At 68.4% G+C, this 16,533-nt stretch carries 13 protein-coding genes and 1 pseudogene; 4 read left to right on the forward strand and 10 right to left on the reverse strand.

The features are described 5' to 3' along the window. Nucleotides 1-70: 70 nt before the first annotated feature. Nucleotides 71-460, forward strand: a complete 390-nt coding sequence (locus EB75_RS26085; protein WP_174557732.1) for a fatty acid desaturase family protein — start codon at nt 71-73, stop codon at nt 458-460. Here EB75_RS26085 and EB75_RS26090 read toward each other — a convergent pair. Next, on the reverse strand, nt 457-1,692 hold the full coding sequence (locus EB75_RS26090; protein WP_073698144.1) for an IS256 family transposase: 1,236 nt from the start codon (nt 1,690-1,692) through the stop codon (nt 457-459). The two genes, EB75_RS26085 and EB75_RS26090, sit on opposite strands and share 4 nt — an antisense overlap. 119 nt (nt 1,693-1,811) lie before the next feature. On the opposite strand from EB75_RS26090, the pseudogene EB75_RS26095 reads away from it, so the two are divergent. Then, a pseudogene (locus EB75_RS26095) lies at nt 1,812-2,678 on the forward strand (alkane 1-monooxygenase); the annotation flags it as partial. Here the strand turns inward: EB75_RS26095 and EB75_RS26100 are convergent. From EB75_RS26100 to EB75_RS26115, 4 genes are all read right to left on the reverse strand, one after another. Further along, entirely contained in the window at nt 2,675-3,235 is a 561-nt protein-coding gene (locus EB75_RS26100) for a hypothetical protein (protein WP_073698145.1), read from the reverse strand. The pseudogene EB75_RS26095 and the gene EB75_RS26100 sit on opposite strands and share 4 nt — an antisense overlap. A gap of 176 nt (nt 3,236-3,411) precedes the next feature. Next, on the reverse strand, nt 3,412-4,050 hold the full coding sequence (locus EB75_RS26105; protein WP_073698146.1) for an NUDIX hydrolase: 639 nt from the start codon (nt 4,048-4,050) through the stop codon (nt 3,412-3,414). After that, the gene (locus EB75_RS26110) at nt 4,043-5,581 is read right to left on the reverse strand and encodes a nicotinate phosphoribosyltransferase (RefSeq protein ID WP_073698147.1); all 1,539 of its coding nucleotides are present in this window, start codon (nt 5,579-5,581) and stop codon (nt 4,043-4,045) included. Before EB75_RS26110 ends, EB75_RS26105 begins: the two co-directional genes overlap by 8 nt. 14 nt (nt 5,582-5,595) lie before the next feature. Next, complete coding sequence (locus EB75_RS26115; RefSeq protein ID WP_073698151.1) at nt 5,596-6,447, reverse strand: phosphoribosyltransferase family protein; 852 nt, start codon at nt 6,445-6,447, stop codon at nt 5,596-5,598. Nucleotides 6,448-6,519: 72 nt separating this feature from the next. Here EB75_RS26115 and EB75_RS26120 point away from each other — a divergent pair, with 72 nt between their 5' ends. Beyond that, a complete protein-coding gene (locus tag EB75_RS26120; RefSeq protein ID WP_061002712.1) occupies nt 6,520-7,374 on the forward strand; it encodes a hypothetical protein in 855 nt (284 codons plus the stop codon). Between the two features lie 3 nt (nt 7,375-7,377). Here the strand turns inward: EB75_RS26120 and EB75_RS26125 are convergent, their stop codons facing one another. The 4 genes from EB75_RS26125 to EB75_RS26140 form a co-directional block, all read right to left on the reverse strand. Continuing rightward, nucleotides 7,378-8,172: an Fpg/Nei family DNA glycosylase gene (locus tag EB75_RS26125; protein ID WP_073698148.1), complete on the reverse strand. Its 795-nt coding sequence runs from the start codon at nt 8,170-8,172 to the stop codon at nt 7,378-7,380. A 15-nt stretch (nt 8,173-8,187) separates the two neighbouring features. Next, complete coding sequence (locus tag EB75_RS26130; RefSeq protein WP_061002719.1) at nt 8,188-8,667, reverse strand: ribose-5-phosphate isomerase; 480 nt, start codon at nt 8,665-8,667, stop codon at nt 8,188-8,190. 45 nt (nt 8,668-8,712) lie between these two features. Next, the gene (locus EB75_RS26135) at nt 8,713-10,923 is read right to left on the reverse strand and encodes an LpqN/LpqT family lipoprotein (protein WP_064858058.1); all 2,211 of its coding nucleotides are present in this window, start codon (nt 10,921-10,923) and stop codon (nt 8,713-8,715) included. A 194-nt stretch (nt 10,924-11,117) separates the two neighbouring features. Next, a complete protein-coding gene (locus EB75_RS26140; RefSeq protein ID WP_064858057.1) occupies nt 11,118-11,756 on the reverse strand; it encodes a mycothiol-dependent nitroreductase Rv2466c family protein in 639 nt (212 codons plus the stop codon). A 102-nt stretch (nt 11,757-11,858) separates the two neighbouring features. Here EB75_RS26140 and pepN point away from each other — a divergent pair, with 102 nt between their 5' ends. After that, complete coding sequence (pepN, locus tag EB75_RS26145; protein WP_073698149.1) at nt 11,859-14,459, forward strand: aminopeptidase N; 2,601 nt, start codon at nt 11,859-11,861, stop codon at nt 14,457-14,459. A gap of 34 nt (nt 14,460-14,493) precedes the next feature. Here the strand turns inward: pepN and EB75_RS26150 are convergent, their stop codons facing one another. Next, on the reverse strand, nt 14,494-16,116 hold the full coding sequence (locus EB75_RS26150) for a GMC oxidoreductase (protein WP_073698150.1): 1,623 nt from the start codon (nt 16,114-16,116) through the stop codon (nt 14,494-14,496). Nucleotides 16,117-16,533 lie beyond the last annotated feature (417 nt).

Genomic DNA, 16,533 nt, shown 5'->3' on the forward strand with positions numbered 1-16,533 from the left:
CCCGGCAACGACGCGCCAACCACCTCTACACCCTCATCTGTGAAGAGCCCGTAAACGGCGGGCGATCGACGTGGGGTCAAAAGTTGCTGACGGGCGTTGGCGAGACCCGAAGCGATATCTCTGGCTACTGGTTCCGTCGGCTCCCGGCGCCGTGACACTGTCCTGGCTCCTGGTGTGGTCGACCGGGCTGCACGCCTTCTGGTGGACCGCGCTCGTCCTGATTCTGGTCATGGGTCCCACCGCGGACCATCTGTTCGGACGCGAGAAGCATGACCGTGCACCCGACGGCATCCTGGCCGAGCTGCAGCGGGACAGGTTCTATCGCTTCGCCACGCACGTGTTCCTGCCCGTGCAGTACCTGGCGCTGATTTTCGGCTGCTGGGTGTGGGCCGGTGGCGGGTCAAGTCCAGGGACGTGGTGTACCGCGTCGTCGTGTGATTCTTCGATGGTGGTGGTTTAGGCGGTCAGGGCTGCGGGGGTGGCCTCCTGTTCGGTTGGGGTGTCGTTGACTGCGCGTGATTTGCTCAGGACGTCCAGGCCCAGGTAGCGCCGGGATTCGGCCCATTCGTCGTGTTGCTCGGCCAGCACGGCCCCGACGAGACGGATCAGGGCGTCGCGGTCGGGGAAGATACCGACGACATCGGTGCGGCGGCGGATCTCCTTGTTGAGCCGTTCCTGGGGGTTGTTCGACCAGATCTGGCGCCAGATCTGCTTGGGGAACGCGGTGAACGCCAGCAGGTCCGGCCGTGCTGCTTCGAGGTGGTCAGCAACCTTCGGTAGCTTGTCCGATAACGCCTTAACGATTCGATCATATTGCGCGGCAACAGATTCAGCGTCAGGCTGATCGAACACCGAATGCAACAGCGTCCGCACCCACGGCCACGACGACTTCGGGGTGATGGCCATCAGATTGGTCGTGTAGTGCGTACGGCAGCGCTGCCATGCCGCGCCGGGCAGGGTGGCACCGATGGCGGCCACCAGTCCGGCGTGGGCATCGGAGGTCACCATCTTCACCCCGGACAGGCCGCGGGCGGTCAGCGACCGCCAGAACGTCAACCAGCCGGCCCCGTCCTCGGCGGTCGTGACGTCGATACCCAAGATCTCGCGGTAGCCCTCGGCGTTGACCCCGACCGCGATCAGGGCGTGCACGTTGACCACCCGGCCGCCCTCGCGGACCTTGAGCACCAGGGCGTCGGCGGCGACGAACGTGTACGGGCCGGCGTCCAACGGCCGGGTGCGAAACGCCTCGACCGCGGTGTCGAGTTCCTTGGCCATCACCGACACCTGCGACTTCGACAGGCTGGTGATGCCGAGAGTCTCGACGAGCTTGTCCATCCGCCGTGTCGAGACTCCGAGCAGGTAGCAGGTCGCGACCACGGTCGTCAGGGCCCGCTCGGCGCGTTTGCGGCGTTCCAGCAGCCACTCCGGGAAGTAGGAACCGTGCCGCAGCTTCGGGATCGCCAGATCCAATGTGCCTGCACGCGTGTCGAATTGGCGATGCCGGTAGCCGTTGCGCTGGTTTGTGCGATCAGAGCTTCGTTCACCGTATCCGGCGCCGCACAGTGCGTCGGCCTCGGCCCCGAGCAGGGTGTGGATGAACGTGGCCAACAACTCGCGCAGCACGTCGGGGTGGGTGGTGGTGAGTCGTTCGGCCAGCACGGTAGGCAGGTCGATATTCTGGGCAGCGGTCATCGCGTGGTTCCTTTGCTCGAGTGACTTTGGACGGTCCCTCGAAGAATCACGCGATGACCTTCAATCACTCGGCTACGACACGCCGGTACCGCTGATCAGGTCCGACTCGTACACCACTCTGCTGGACGCAACCCGGTGGCGGCTGGGTGACGTTGACCGGCACCGACAAAGTGGGGTTGATGGTTGCGGTCGGCCTGTCCGGCGGCATCGCCAACAACGCGGCCCACGAGCTGGGGCATCGACGCGACCGCGCCGAGCGCTGGCTCAGCAAGCTGGCGCTGGCCCAGAGCTGGTACGGCCAGTTCTACGTCGAGCACAACCGCGGGCACCATGTCCGCGTCGCGACACCCGAAGACCCGGCCAGCGCCCGCTTCGGGGAGAACGTGTACTGCTTCTTCGTGCGGTCGGCCCTCGGCAGCACCCGCTCGGCGTGGCAGCTCGAAGCCAAACGCCTTGACCGCCAAGGCCATTCACGCTGGAGCCTGCGCAACGACGTCCTCAATGCCTGGCTGCTGAGCTTCGTGCTGTTCGCCGGTTTGGCGCTGTGGTTCCGGCCGGTGGTCCTGCCGTGGCTGTTCGGCCAGGCACTCGTCGGCATGTTCCTGCTCGAGGCGATGAACTACCTGTCGCACTACGGGCTGCGCCGGCAGAAACTGCCGTCGGGCCGCTACGAGCGGTTGCGCGCCGAGCACAGCTGGAACAGCAACACCGTCATCATGAACGTGTTTCTGCTCCATCTGCAGCGCCACTCGGACCACCACGCCGACCCGTCGCATCGGTACCAGGGAATTCGCCCCGCCGAGGACGCACCGCAGCTGCCGAGCAACTACGCCGCGATGCTGGTACTCAGCCTCGTACCGGTGCTGTGGCGCCGGGTGATGGATCCGCGGGTTCTCGCCATCTACGGCGGCGACGTCCGCCTCACCGCACTGAGCCCGCGGGCTCTTGCACGGCTCCGGGAGCCGGACTCGGCGCAGCCCGCCTAGCTGTTGCCCGGAATCGGACGTGCCACGCCATTCGTCGTGCGAATGACGTTGATCTGCGGCGGGTTGGCCGGCGCGGGGGCCTCTGAACTCGCGGACGCCGTGGCCGTCGGCGTCGCGCTGGCAGTCGGCGTCGCGGTGGCGGCCGGAGCGGCAGGCGGCGTGTACTGCCGGGTGGGCGGCGCCGTGTAGGTCGTCGGCGCCTGAGTGGTCATGGTCGACGGACCGGTCGGCGGTGCGGGTGCCGGGGCGGCGGGGGCAGCCGACGTCGACGTGGCGACCGGCGGCGGTGCGGGTGCCGACGTGACGCTTGCCGGGGCCGACGACGTGGCGGCAGGCGCCGGCGTTGTGGAACTCGTGGGGGTGGCGGGCGCCTCCGGCGCGGGCGGCGGAATCTGGAACCCGGCAAGGGCCCCGATCCCCAGCAGGATCAACAGGATGGCAACAGAACCGCCGCCGATGATCAGTACCTTGCCGGTATCGGTGCCGAACCATTTCGTCGGCACCGATTCGGTCGGGGTGTCGGTGTCTGTCACCGGTTCGGTGTCTGCGTGTGCCATCAGTTGCTCTCCTCCCAGTCAGGGTGCCGGGAGCGTAACTCGGAAAGCAGCGTGTCGCGATTCGAGCTGACAGCATTTTCCCAGGTCGCAGGCTTGTTCACGGGACTGTAACGTGGGCTCGCGATACCGCGAGACGTGGCGGGCAGGCAATTTGCCGGGTCTGACGCCGGCGCCATCTAGTCCGTCGCCACCCGAAAGACCGTCACCGGTCGGGTATGCGCCGGACGGCTGCCATCGGCCGTGAACAGCACCGCCCGCTCCAGCCGTCGCCGCATCGCGGCCAGCGGAATGGGCTCGGCCCCGGTGCCGCCGGACAGGCCGAACAGCAGCCGGGTCAGAGCGCAGACCTCACCGGCCGTACACCCGGCGCCGAACATCGCCGCGACGGTCGCCGGGTCCGTCAACAACCGCTGCGACACCGTCGCCGCGGTATCGCGGATCATCGCGTTGTGCCCGAACGGCAGGGGCGGCACGGCTTGTCCTTCGCGGACCACCAGAGCGTCGTCGCCGGGTTCGGCGCGCATCACATTGACCAGTGAGACGGTGTGGCCGCGCTCGTCGCGCTGCGGGTCGGAGACCACCAGCGCCACCGTCGGCGGTCCTTCGACGGGTTCGGCGCCGGCGCGGTCCCGCAGCGCCCGGTGTGCCGCAGCGGCGACCGTCTCTCCGGCGGCGGCATCGAGCACCACCCCGGGCAGCGCCCAGTCCCCCTGGTGCGGTTCGCGTTGCCGCCGCGCCAGGATGAGCCCCGGCTCCTCGCCGGGGCTCATCGCGAAGACGTCGACGCTCAGCCAGGTGGCCAGCGACTCAGCCATGACGGGCGTCCTCCTCGCCGGCGGCGTATGCCGCCCAATCACGTCGCACGGTAGCGCGCACCTCGGCGAAGGACACGGGGTTGACGATGACGCCGTCCTCGAACACCGTCCGCATGACGTCGGTCGCCGCCACGGCGCCGGCCGCCCCCTGCACCAGCGTCAGCCGCCCGCGCTCGTCGCGGATGACGGCCAACCGGCCCCGTGCGCTGCGCTTGCCCGGGTCGGTGACCGGCGCCTTGGCGATGTCCCGGCCGCGGCCGTCGACCTGCACCCAGGTGGCCTTCATCGCGATGGAGAAGGTGTCCCGCGTGACGTATTGGTAGGTGTACGAACCGAATCCCAGTACCGGCGTGGTGGACACGTATCCCTGGGCCATCAGGTTGGCGGTGATGGCGTCGGCCCGGTCGTGGGTGATCGAGTCGCCGTAGATGACGCCGATGTGCGGGTCCAGTTCCCGGTAGCCGGCCGCGTTGACCGTGCCGCCGAACACCTCCCACAGCAGGTTCACGACGCCCTTGTGTGCAGGGCTCCCGGCCGGGGCCTGCGGGTCGCCGCACAGGATGCGTTCGGGGTCGCCGCTGTCGGGGCGGATCACCACCTTGCCGTCGCGCGCGGTGATCGCGTCTTTCAGTGTCGGCAGGATGCCGGTGCAGACGTGCCACAGGTCCCAGGTGTCGCTGACGATCGACACGATGCCGGTCGGATACAGGTCCAGCAGCCGCGCAAACGTTTCGACTTCATCGTCCTGGGTGCCTGCGCACATGACGCTGTGCTCGGTGGCGGGCACGCTGCCACCGATGATCGCGCCCTCCGGCGAGCCCGGATAGTTCCGGTCGATCCAGCCCAGCGCGGGCAGGCAGTCGGTGCCGGTGAACGCCAACAGGTGCCCGGCCCCCGAGGCCGCGGCGGCCGCGCTGCCGGCCATGCCGCGGAAGGAGAAGTCGTGCCCCTGCCAGTCCACCGCGGCCGGGTCGGCGCCGGTGTCCCGCGCGCGGGCGTCCAGCAGCGTGCGGTTGCGCCACGCGGTGGTCGCCGATGTGATGGGCTGCCACAACGCGGCCGACATGTCGGTCTCGATGTAGTTGGTCAGCCAGAAGAATTCGGGCGCGGTGTTCTCGACGGTCAGGTACGGCACGCCGACCGGGACGATGGTCCCTTCCGGCAGCGCCCGCACCCGGAGCGGCAGCCGGCCGTACGCGTGCAGTTGCCGGATGTGTTCGGCGCCAACGTCGTTGGGCCCCAGCACCTGCGTGACCCGGTCGATGTACGCCTGGCACACCTCGTCGACGTCGGCGGCGAAGAAGGCGCTCCACCGCTGGTTCAGGTCCCGCAGGTAGGCCTGCAGGCCGAAGAACGCCGTCCAGCTCACCCCTGGGATGCGGCTGCCGCGGGCCGTCAGGTTGGAGTAGACGTACTCGGTGCCTGCCGGGTACTGGCGGCGGTGGTCCAGCTTGTAGGCGTCGGTGTCCATCAGGACGTCCAGGGCCGCAATGGTTTCCGGCCGGTACGTGGTGGTTGCTTCGATTGTCATGAGGTCGGTCCTTGTCAGATCAGAGTGGCCAGGGCGCGGACGATGAACGGTTCCAGCGGTTGCACGTGCACGCCGTCGGGCGTGGCGCGGGAGTCGGTGCTCGTGACAGAGGCGTAGCCGGCGAGGTTCTCCCGCCAGCGTCCGGTGAAGCAGCCGTGGCTGACCCACAGGTGCAGCGCCAGTTCGGGGCGGCTCGCCCGGACGGCGTCGGCCAAGCCGGCGAAGGTGCCGCCGCCGTCGCAGATGTCGTCGATCACCAGCAGGCGACCCTGTTCCGGCAGCCCCTCCGGAGCGACGAACCCCGACAGCTTGCCGGTGGCCGGATCACGTTGCTTCCCAGCGACATACAGCGGCACGCCCAATCGGGAGGCCACTCGCCCGGCACGGTCGCGGGCCCCCTTGTCGGGGGCGACGACGCCCGCCCAGCCCGGGTGGTGCGCGGCGCCGCATGCCACCAGGTCCACGGCCTCGATGACGGTGACGGCCGCTCCCCCACGCCGGGCCTCGTCGGCCCAGACCGGCGAGTGCGGATCCACCGTCACGATGTGCTTGATGCCCGTGGCAGCAGTGAGGCGGGCGGCGACGCGCGCGTCGTCGGTCGGGTCGTGGTCACCGCGGGCCGACGGCAGGTATGGCGCCACCAGCACCGGGGCGTCGGCCGATCGGTTGCGGTGGAAGGCTGCCCACTGCCCGGCTGCGGCGTAATCGATTGCGCCGCAGTGGCTCCAGATGACCGGGCGCAGTCCCGCGCCGAGCGGTTCCAGTTCCCGGACCGCGGTGTCGCCACCGGGGTAGCTGGTGACGATTCCGGGTGCGGTCGACAGCACACCGCGTTCGGTGTCGAAGACGTGGAATGTCGCGTTCATGATGATGACGGTAATAGATACGGACATAAATGTCCATATCTCTGTGACGGCCGTCATCGGTAAGCTGCCTCCATGGAGTTCGTGCTCATCCTGATCGTCATCGTGGCCATTGGGTTCTTCCTGTTCAGCAGGCAGAGCAAAGCCAACAAGGCGGCCGCGCTGGCCAACGCGAAAGCCGACGCCCGCCGCGTCATCGAGATGCTGGGCGGGCAGGTGTTCAATCTGACCGGCACGGACGAGGCCTCGCGCCAGGCCCTGGCCGACGCGTCCGAGCGCTACAACGCCGCCGCGTCGCAGATCGAACAGGCCACCACCGCCCAGCAGGCCGCCTTTGCGAAGCAGAGCGCGATGGAAGGGCTGTACTACGTGCGGGCCGCGCGGACCGCCATGGGCATCGACCCCGGTCCCCCGCTGCAGCAGCTGGCCGGCCAGCGCGGTGCGGGTGAGGTCACCGAGGATCGCCGAATCCAGTTCGACGGCAGGCAGATTCAGGCCTCACCGGGTCCGACGGCCGCCACCCCGAACTACTATCCCGGCGGCCGGGTCGCCGGTCGCCCGGTGCCCGAGGGCTGGTACTCCGAGCCGTGGTGGAAGCCGGCGCTGGTCGCCGGAGCGTGGGGCGTCGGTTCGGTGCTGCTGTTCGACGCGCTGTTCGACGGCATGCACGGAGTCAGTTACGGCGCATCGGGTTTCGAGTCCGGATACGGTTCGGGGTTCGACCAGGGCTACCAGCAGGGCCTCGACCAGAGCCAGTTCGCAGACTCCGGCCAGGGCCAGGACGTCAGCTGGAACGACAACAACGGCTGGGATTCCGGCAGCGGCAGTTGGGACTCCGGGAGCAGCGACTCGGGTAGCAGCTGCGGCGGTGGTGGCAGCAGTTGTGGCGGCGGTGGCTGCGGTGGCGGCTGCGGCGGTGGCGGCGACTAGCGGTCACACCTGACAATCGGGGCACCAGAACAGGTTTCGCCCCTCCATGACCTCGGTGCGGACGGTGGCGCCGCACACGCGGCACGCCTCCCCCGCACGCCGGTACACATAGGTGCGCGGCCGGTCGGCGGCGTAGGACGGCGCGCCGTGGTCGTCTTCCGTGCGCACCACGACGATCTTGCCGCGGCGCACCCCGACCTTCATGAGCGCGACGAGATCGGTCCACAGCTCAGCGAATTCGGCCTCGGTCAGCTGGGTGCCGGGGCGATGCGGGTCGATCCGGTGCCGGAACAGCAACTCGCTGCGGTACACGTTGCCGACACCGGCGATCACCGTCTGGTCCATCAGCATCGATCCGATTGACCTGCGGGACTTGCTGATTCGCGCCCAGGCCAAGCCGGGGTCGGCGTCGCGGCGCAGCGGATCGGCACCGAGCCGGGCCACGACGTCATCGACGCCGCCCTCGTCGATCAGCTCACACACGGTCGGGCCGCGCAGGTCGGTCCCGAACTCGGCCCCGAGCATGCGCATGCGCACCTGACCCACGGGCGCGGTCATCGGCAGTGGCTGTTCGGTGAACGTGCCGTACAGCCCGAGGTGGACGTGCACCACCGCACCACCTTCGTAGTGGTGGAACAGGTGCTTGCCCCAGGCGTCGGCCTTACGCAGCACCCGGCCGCTGACGGCGGCCGCGGCATCGGCGAACCGGCCCTGCGGACTGCTGACGACCACCGGCGCCCGCCCGAATCGCTGTTGATGCAGGCGGGCCAGCCGGTGGAGGGTATGCCCCTCCGGCACGGGTCAGGCCCGGGATCAGGCCGGAGCGCCCGGAACCTCGGGGGCCACGTGCGTCTTCTCGTACTCGGCCAGGATGTCGATGCGGCGCTGGTGCCGCGCGGCCTGCGACCACTCGGCGGCCAGGAACGCGTCGACGATGGCGAAGGCCTCTTCGGTGCTGTGCATACGGCCACCGATGCCCATGACCTGCGCGTTGTTGTGCTCGCGGGCCAGCTGCGCGGTCTCGACACTCCACGCCAGCGCGCAGCGCACGCCCGGCACCTTGTTGGCGGCGATCTGCTCGCCGTTGCCCGAGCCGCCGATGACGATGCCCAGGCTGCCCGGGTCCTCGACGGTGCGCTTGGCGGCGTCGATGCAGAACGCCGGGTAGTCGTCCTCCGCGTCGTAGGCGAAGGCACCGCAGTCGACGGCCTGGTGGCCGGCCGCGGTCAGGTGGTCGAGCAGGGCCTGCTTGAGTTCGTAACCGGCGTGGTCGGCTCCGAGATATACGCGCATGGCGCACATTCTGGCAGAACAGCGGCCCGGGACAGAATCAGCGGCTCAGCCGGAGGCGATCTTCGTGTCGCGGTCGATGGCCTCGGTGATCTGCTTGATGATCTCGGCCTGATCAGCGACGCCGTCGATGTTGATCTGCATGACGTACAGCCCGGTCCCGTCCTGGATGACGACGGTGTTCTGGGTGATGAGCTTGGTCACCCCGTTCGAGTTCCAGGAACCGGCGATCTGGAACGACTTGTGACCGTCCACAGTCCCGGGCGTGCCGGTATCGGTGGCAGTGAACCCCGGCAGGTTGTTCAGCTCACCCGGTGCGAAGTCGAGAATCTTCTGCGCATCGGCGTTCGGGCCGAGCCGGGAGATCAACGCCGTGGCGCTGGGCCGGTAGTTGCCGGCACTCGGGCCGTTGTAAACGATGGACTGGTACGCGAAAGCCGGCGTCTGCGGTCCGGCGTCGGCCCAGCCGGGCGGCATCGGCATCGTGACCACCGGTGCGCCGGGCTCGTTGCGGTGCACCAGCACTTCCGGAATGTTGTTGCTCTTCAGGTAGGTCGCGATGGTCTGGTAATTACCGGGCGTCCCGACCAGCACCGGCGGCGCCGGCTTGTGCGACGACGACGGCGTGTCCGCGCCGGAACTCTGGGTGCTGGTGCCCGAGGCGTCCGAGGACCCGCTCGAGTCGTCACCGGAATTCACGAGGACCACACCGAGCAGCACCACGATGACGGCGGCGATGGCGCCCCCGATCACCCAGATCTTGGTCTTGCCGCCCGACGACTGGCCACGGCCCGGCGGCGTCTTGCCGATGTCGGCTGCTAGTTGCGAGTACGACGGCGGCGGCGGCGCGCTGGGACGGCCCACTCCCGGAGCGCCGTGTGCTGCCGGGTCGGCGGGGATGACCGGCAGCACCACTGTCGGCGACACCGTCTCGTGGGTCGGCCGGGTAGGTCGCTGCGGCGGCAGGGGCGGGGGCGACGGCGGCATCGGCTGCCGGTACGGCGGCGCCGACGGTGACGAATCCGGTTCCGGCCGAAACGGTTTCGGCTCAGGTGGCGGCCCGACGGGGCCGCGCTGCGGCACCGGCGGCGGTGTCGGCTCCGAGACCGGCTCGTTCGACGGTTGCGGCACGGGCGGCACCGGGGGTTCCTGAGCCGGCGGCGGCGGGACGGGCTCCTGGACGACCGGTTCGGGCTCGGGCTCCGGTGTGGGTGCCGGTTCAGGCGCGGGCGTGGGCTCAGGCGCCGGCGTGGGCTCGGCCGCCACGACCGGCGGCACCGGCGGCGGCGTCACCTCCGGAGCGGATGGAGCGGACGGCGCGGACGGCGTCTCGACGACCGGAGCCTCGGGAGCCACCGGCGTGACGGTCGGCAGCTTCAGTTCGGCGGTGCGCAGGTTGAGCGTGGGTGACTCGGTGACCAGTTCGGCCTGCCGCTCGAAGGCCCGCGCGAACTTGGTGCAGGAGTCGAAACGGTCCTCGGGCGACTTGCCCATGGCCTTGATCAGCACATCGTTCAGCGGCTCCAGCCACGGCTTGAGGTCGCTGGCCTTCGGCGGCGGCGCGCTGAGGTGCTGGCTGATCACCGCGATCTGGTTGGTGTCCTGGTACGGCGTCTGCCCGGTGAGCAACCGGTAGGCCGTCGCGGCCAGCGCGTACTGGTCGGCGCGGCCGTCGATCTCGCCGCCCATCAGCTGCTCGGGGGCCGAGTAGCTGACGGTGCCGATCGCCAGGTTGGCCGACGTCAGGCCCGTCACCTCACCGATCTGGCGGGCGATGCCGAAGTCGCTCAGCAGGATTCGCCGCTCGTCGGTGTCGATGTTGCTGAGCAGGATGTTGGCCGGCTTGATGTCGCGGTGCAGCAGCCCACGCTGGTGCGCGTAGTCCAGGGCCGAGCTCATGGCCTTGACGATGTCGACGACCAGCTCCAGCGGCAGCCCGTTCGGGTACTCGTACTTGACCAGCTGTGCGGCGTCGGTGCCATCGACGTAGTCCATGGTGATCCACAGCCGACCCTCGAACTCGCCGCGGTCGTGCAGGCCCACGATGTGCGGGTGCCACAGGCCCGCGGCGATGTTGGCTTCGCGCTCGAACCGGATACGGAATTCATCGTTGGTGGTGGCGGTCTCCCGCAGCACCTTCATGGCGTCGAGGCGGGGCAGCCTGGGGTGCTGGACGAGGTACACATCGCCCATTCCCCCTGAGCCCAGCAACCGGCGCACGGTGTACCCGGCGAAGGTTGCGCCCGTCTCCAGCGACATCAGCGCATCCTACTCAAACCCGCACGTCGAAGGACGAAACTGTCCGTCGGCACGTCGCTCCCCACCAGTTGCATCGTTGTGGCTCATGTTTCGGATGTGTCTGGCCACCGTAACGCCGTCCAGACGTTCCTTGCGGAACGCCGACGAGATTACCTGGGCCGACCCCGGTGAGCGTGACTAGCGGGTGATTGCGCTCAGTCGAATTCGGGCGCCTCGTCGCGCGAGCGCTTGAGCTCCCAGAAGTGGGGGTAGGACGCGAAAATCACCGACGCGTCCCACAGCTTGCCGGCCTCTTCGCCACGCGGGATGCGCGACAGCACCGGGCCGAAGAACGCAACGCCGTTGACGTGGATGGTCGGGGTGCCGACGTCGGGGCCGACGGCGTCCATGCCGGCGTGATGGCTCTTGCGCAGCGCCTCGTCGTACTTGTCGCTGGTGGCTGCTTCCGCAAGCTCGGCGGGCAGGCCGAGTTCTTCGAGCGACTCGGCGATGACGACGGCGAAATCCTTGTTGCCCTGGTTGTGAATCCGGGTGCCCATCGCCGTGTACAGAGGCGCGAGTACCGCGGAGCCGACGGCTTCCTCGGCCGCGATGGCGACGCGGACCGGGCCCCAGGCCTTCTTCATCATCTCCTGGTACTGCTCGGGCAGGTCGCGGCCCTCGTTCAGCACCGCCAGGCTCATGACGTGGAACTCGATGTCGACGTCGCGCACCTGCGCCACCTCGAGGATCCACCGGGAGGTGATCCAGGCCCACGGGCACAGCGGGTCGAACCAGAAGCCCGCGACATCCTTCTTGACGGCTGAGTCTTCGGTGGCGGCGGCGTCGGCCATTGCTCGTCCTTACTGAGTCGGTACAGATCTCGTTGCCAACAACTATGCCCGGCGTCCCTATGTTCCCGGTCACGGCAACCAGTTGTCCCCTAAGTTGGTGACGTGGCACTTCCGAACCTGACCCGCGACCAGGCCGCCGAGCGCGCCGCGCTGGTGACCGTTGACAACTACCGCATCGATCTCGACCTCACCGACGGTGCCGGTGCACCGAGCGAGCGCACCTTCCGGTCGGTGACCACGGTGACGTTCAGCGCCCTGCCCGGCGCCAACACCGTCATCGACATCGCCGCCGACACCATCCGCGGCGCGACCCTCAACGGGTTGCCCATCGACGTCTCCGCGTACGACGAATCGACGGGCGTACCGGTGGCCGGGCTCGCCGAGCAGAACGTGGTCGTGGTCGACGCGGACTGCCGCTACTCCAACACCGGTGAGGGGTTGCACCGCTTCGTCGACCCGGTCGACGGCGAGGTCTACCTCTACTCACAGTTCGAAACCGCCGACGCCAAGCGGATGTTCGCCTGCTTCGACCAACCGGACCTCAAGGCGACCTTCGATGTGACAGTCACCGCGCCCGCGCGCTGGCAGGTGATCTCGAACGGCGCCGGCACGGCCACCGGAGCCGCCCCGGCGGCGACATCGGACACGGGGACGGTTCATCGTTTCGCCACCACCCCGAAGATGAGCACGTACCTGGCCGCGTTGATCGCCGGGCCGTACGCGCGGTGGGACGACGTCTACACCGACGAGCACGGGGACATTGCGCTGGGCATCTTCTGCCGCGCGTCGCTGGCCGAGTTCATGGACGCCGAGCGGCTGTTCACCGAGACCAAGCAGGGATTCTCCTTCTACCACAAGAACTTCGGCACGCCGTACGCGTTCGGCAAGTACGACCAGCTGTTCGTGCCGGAGTTCAACGCGGGTGCGATGGAGAACGCCGGCGCGGTGACGTTCCTGGAGGACTACGTCTTCCGGTCCAAGGTCACGCGCTACTCGTACGAGCGGCGCGCCGAGACCGTGCTGCACGAGATGGCCCACATGTGGTTCGGCGACCTCGTCACCATGCAGTGGTGGGATGACCTGTGGCTCAACGAGTCCTTCGCGACCTTCGCCTCGGTGCTGTGCCAGGCCGAGGCCACCGAGTACAAGCAGGCCTGGACCACCTTCGCGAATGTGGAGAAGTCCTGGGCCTACCGGCAGGACCAGCTGCCGTCCACCCACCCGGTGGCCGCCGACATCCCCGACCTGGCGGCCGTCGAGGTGAACTTCGACGGCATCACCTACGCCAAGGGCGCCAGCGTGCTCAAGCAGTTGGTCGCCTACGTCGGGCTGGAGCCGTTCCTGTCGGGCCTGCGCGACTACTTCCGCGATCACGCCTATGACAACGCCACGTTCGCGGATCTGCTTGGCGCGCTGGAGAAGTCGTCGGGCCGGGATCTCTCGGACTGGGGCCAGCAGTGGCTGAAGACCACCGGCCTGAACACGCTGCGCGCCGATTTCGACGTCGACGGTGCCGGTGCTTTCACTCGATTCGCCATCGACCAGAGCGGTGCGGCGCCGGGCGCCGGAGAGACGCGCGTGCACCGGCTCGCGGTCGGCATCTACGACGACGACGGCTCCGGCAAGCTGGTCCGGGTACACCGCGAGGAACTCGACGTCGAGGGGTCGGTGACGGATGTTCCTGCGCTGGTCGGGATTTCGCGCGGCAAGCTGGTCCTGGTCAACGATGACGACCTGACCTACTGCTCGATGCGGCTCGATCCCGCGTCGCTGCAGACGGTACTGAGCCGCATCGCCGACATCGACGACCCGCTGCCCCGCACGCTGGCGTGGTCGGCGGCCTGGGAGATGACGCGCGAGGCCGAGATGAAGGCCCGCGACTTCGTCGCCCTCGTGATGAGCGGGCTGCACGCCGAGTCCGAGGTGGGCGTCGCCCAGCGGCTGGTGCTGCAGGCGCAGACCGCGCTGACCTCGTACGCCGATCCGGCGTGGGCGGCCGAGATCGGTTGGCCCGCTTTCGGTGACGCGTTGCTGGACCTGGCGCGGGACTCGTCGCCGGGGTCGGACCACCAGCTGGCGTTCATCAACGCGCTGTGCACGTCGGTGCTGGCACCGAACCACATTGCGGTGCTGTCGACGCTGTTGGACAACGAGCCCGCCGCGGTGAACATGACCGGTCTGGTGATCGACACCGATCTGCGCTGGCGCATCGTCACGGCGCTGGCACGTGCCGGCGTCATCGACGCCGACGGCGGGCCGACGCCGTTCATCGACGCCGAGGCCCAGCAGGATCCGACGGCGGCCGGCCAGCGCAGCGCCGCCGCCGCGGGCGCGGCCCGCCCGCAGGCAGCGGTGAAAGAGGCTGCGTGGCAACGGGTCATCGAGGACGACACCCTGGCGAACATCACCACCCGCGCCATCGTCGGCGGCTTCGTTCAGCCCGGGCAGACCGAGCTGCTGGACCCGTTCCGGGACCGCTACTTCGAGGCGATCTCCGGGGTGTGGGAGCGGCGGTCGAGTGAGGTGGCCCAGACCGTCGTCATCGGCCTGTACCCGTCGTGGGACATCAGCCAGGCCGGGCTCGAGGCCGCCGACCGGTTCCTCTCCGATCCGGAGATTCCGCCGGCACTGCGCCGTCTGGTGCTGGAAGGCCGTGCGGGAGTGGAGCGTTCGCTGCGCGCCCGCGCCTTCGACGTGAGCTGACGCGACTGCAGCGGCCGCACCTGACCCTCACCGGCTAGGTGCGGCCCTGCAGGATGCCTTCGATGTTGCGCTCGGCGAGCGCGGTGATGGTCATGAACGGGTTGCAGCCGAGGTGTCCGGGCAGCAGTGACGCATCGTTGACGAACAGGTTGCGGTGGCCGTTCACCCGCCCGAACGCGTCGGTCGCCTTGCCCCGCACGCATCCACCCAGGGGATGAACAGTGTTGGGCGCGAACACTTTTCCACTGAACAGATCGTTGCGGTAGTCGACCTTGTTGGCCTTCAGGATCTTGTCGAACACCAGTCTCGCCCTGGCCTCGTTGTTGGCGGCGAAGGCGTCGGTCCACTGGATCGTCGCGGTGTCGGACTGGCGGTCGTAGGTGATGTCGGCCCGGTCACCGGTGTCGACCATGACGTAATACCCGAGCAGATACGTCTCCACCGGCAGCGGCATGGAGAACATGCTGGCGTACACCGGATTGTCCGGGTCGTCACGGCCGTCGATGTTGATCATGCCCATCAGGGATTGCGTGGTGCCGGCCGGATCGCTCTTGGCCAGGTTGTGCCCGACCATGAGGTCACCGTTGTTGCCGTAACCCTTGCCGATCTGATCGTTGAGCCGGGCCAGGTCACCGGTCTCCCGCGCCTTCAGCAGAAGCTTGGTGGTACCGAGCACACCCGCCGCCAGATACAGCTGGTCACAACCGAATTCGGTCTTGGACAGCTCTTTGCCCCAGCGGTCGATCTCACGGGTGGACACCACGAATTCACCCGACCGCTCCTGACGGATCGAGATCACCTCGGTCAGCGGGCGCAGCGTGACGTGGCCCGTCTTGAGCGCGTCGGCGAGGTAGGTCTGGTCGACGCTGCCGAACCGGCCATAGTTGTTGCCGAACTGCTGCTCGAACGCCAGCGACGATTGCGGCACCTGGCCCGCCGCCTCCTTCACCAGGTAGTCGAACGAGTAGGAGCTGCCGTTGTAGTCGACCTTGTAGCCGGCCGCCGCCGCGTACTTGCGGCCGGCGCGCGCGTACTGGAAGCACGGGGTCTGCTCGAACCAGGCCATGTCGCGATAACTGATCTTCAGCGACGACTTGGCGCGTTCGACATAGGTGCGCAGGAACTCGTCGGCGCCGATGTCGGGGAACGCCTTGGCGACCTGACGCTGCGTCGGGATGGCCGCTATGCCCGCGTTGATCATCGAGCCGCCACCGACGGCCAGGCCGCGGAAGACGTCGTGCGCGCCGTGTGTCACCTTCTGGCAGATGCCGGCCTGGACCGGCTGCGGCGACGGCGCGTGCTCTGCGACCTGCTCGACGGTGAAGCCGCCGAAGGAGGTGACCAGACTCGGCGGAATCTTGGTGAACCAGCCCGCGCGGGTGTCGGCAGGCAGCATCTTGGAGAACCGCTTGCCGTCGTCGTCGGGTTTGTCCCAGAGCCGGCCCTGTTCGATGACCAATGTCTCGACACCGGCCTGTCCCAGCCGCAGCGCGGAGACTCCCCCGCCGTAGCCGCTACCGATCACGATGGCCGAGAAATGCTTCCGAGCCTCGGTACGGTCGCGGGATCTTTCGACGAGCGCCCCGATACCCGCCGCGCCCGCGACGCCCACCACCGCCGCACCGCCGAGGAACTGGCGCCGGCTGATCGGGCTCATCGGTGACCTGCCGCGGCCGCGCCCCAGCACCGGATGTGTCGATGCCGGCCGTGCATCACTGCCAAGATCGTCCTTCCGCCTTACCGTCCAGCTAACCCGAAGCCAGTCGCCTGCCGGCCTCCGAATAACGGATTCATCTCAAAAATTACACGATGCCGCGGAGTTTCCGCCGCTGTGCGGGATCCGACTGCGACCGCGTCGTCCGACCCGCACGACGCCCGGTATGTCGTACATCACCCATATCCGTGTATGGCACTCTACCTGCAAGTTTGATGGCAACGGCGCCGAACCGTCGACAGCTGCCCGACAGCGGGGACCGAGGTCGGGCAACAGTCGCGAATACCCCCGCGCGCTGACGACTCAAACAGGCTCTTCATGATTGAGGGTGTAGAACGGTCAGCTGCTGTCGGCCTGTGA

Source organism: Mycobacterium sp. ST-F2, from assembly GCF_001905655.1.
In the GTDB taxonomy this organism is placed as follows: domain Bacteria; phylum Actinomycetota; class Actinomycetes; order Mycobacteriales; family Mycobacteriaceae; genus Mycobacterium.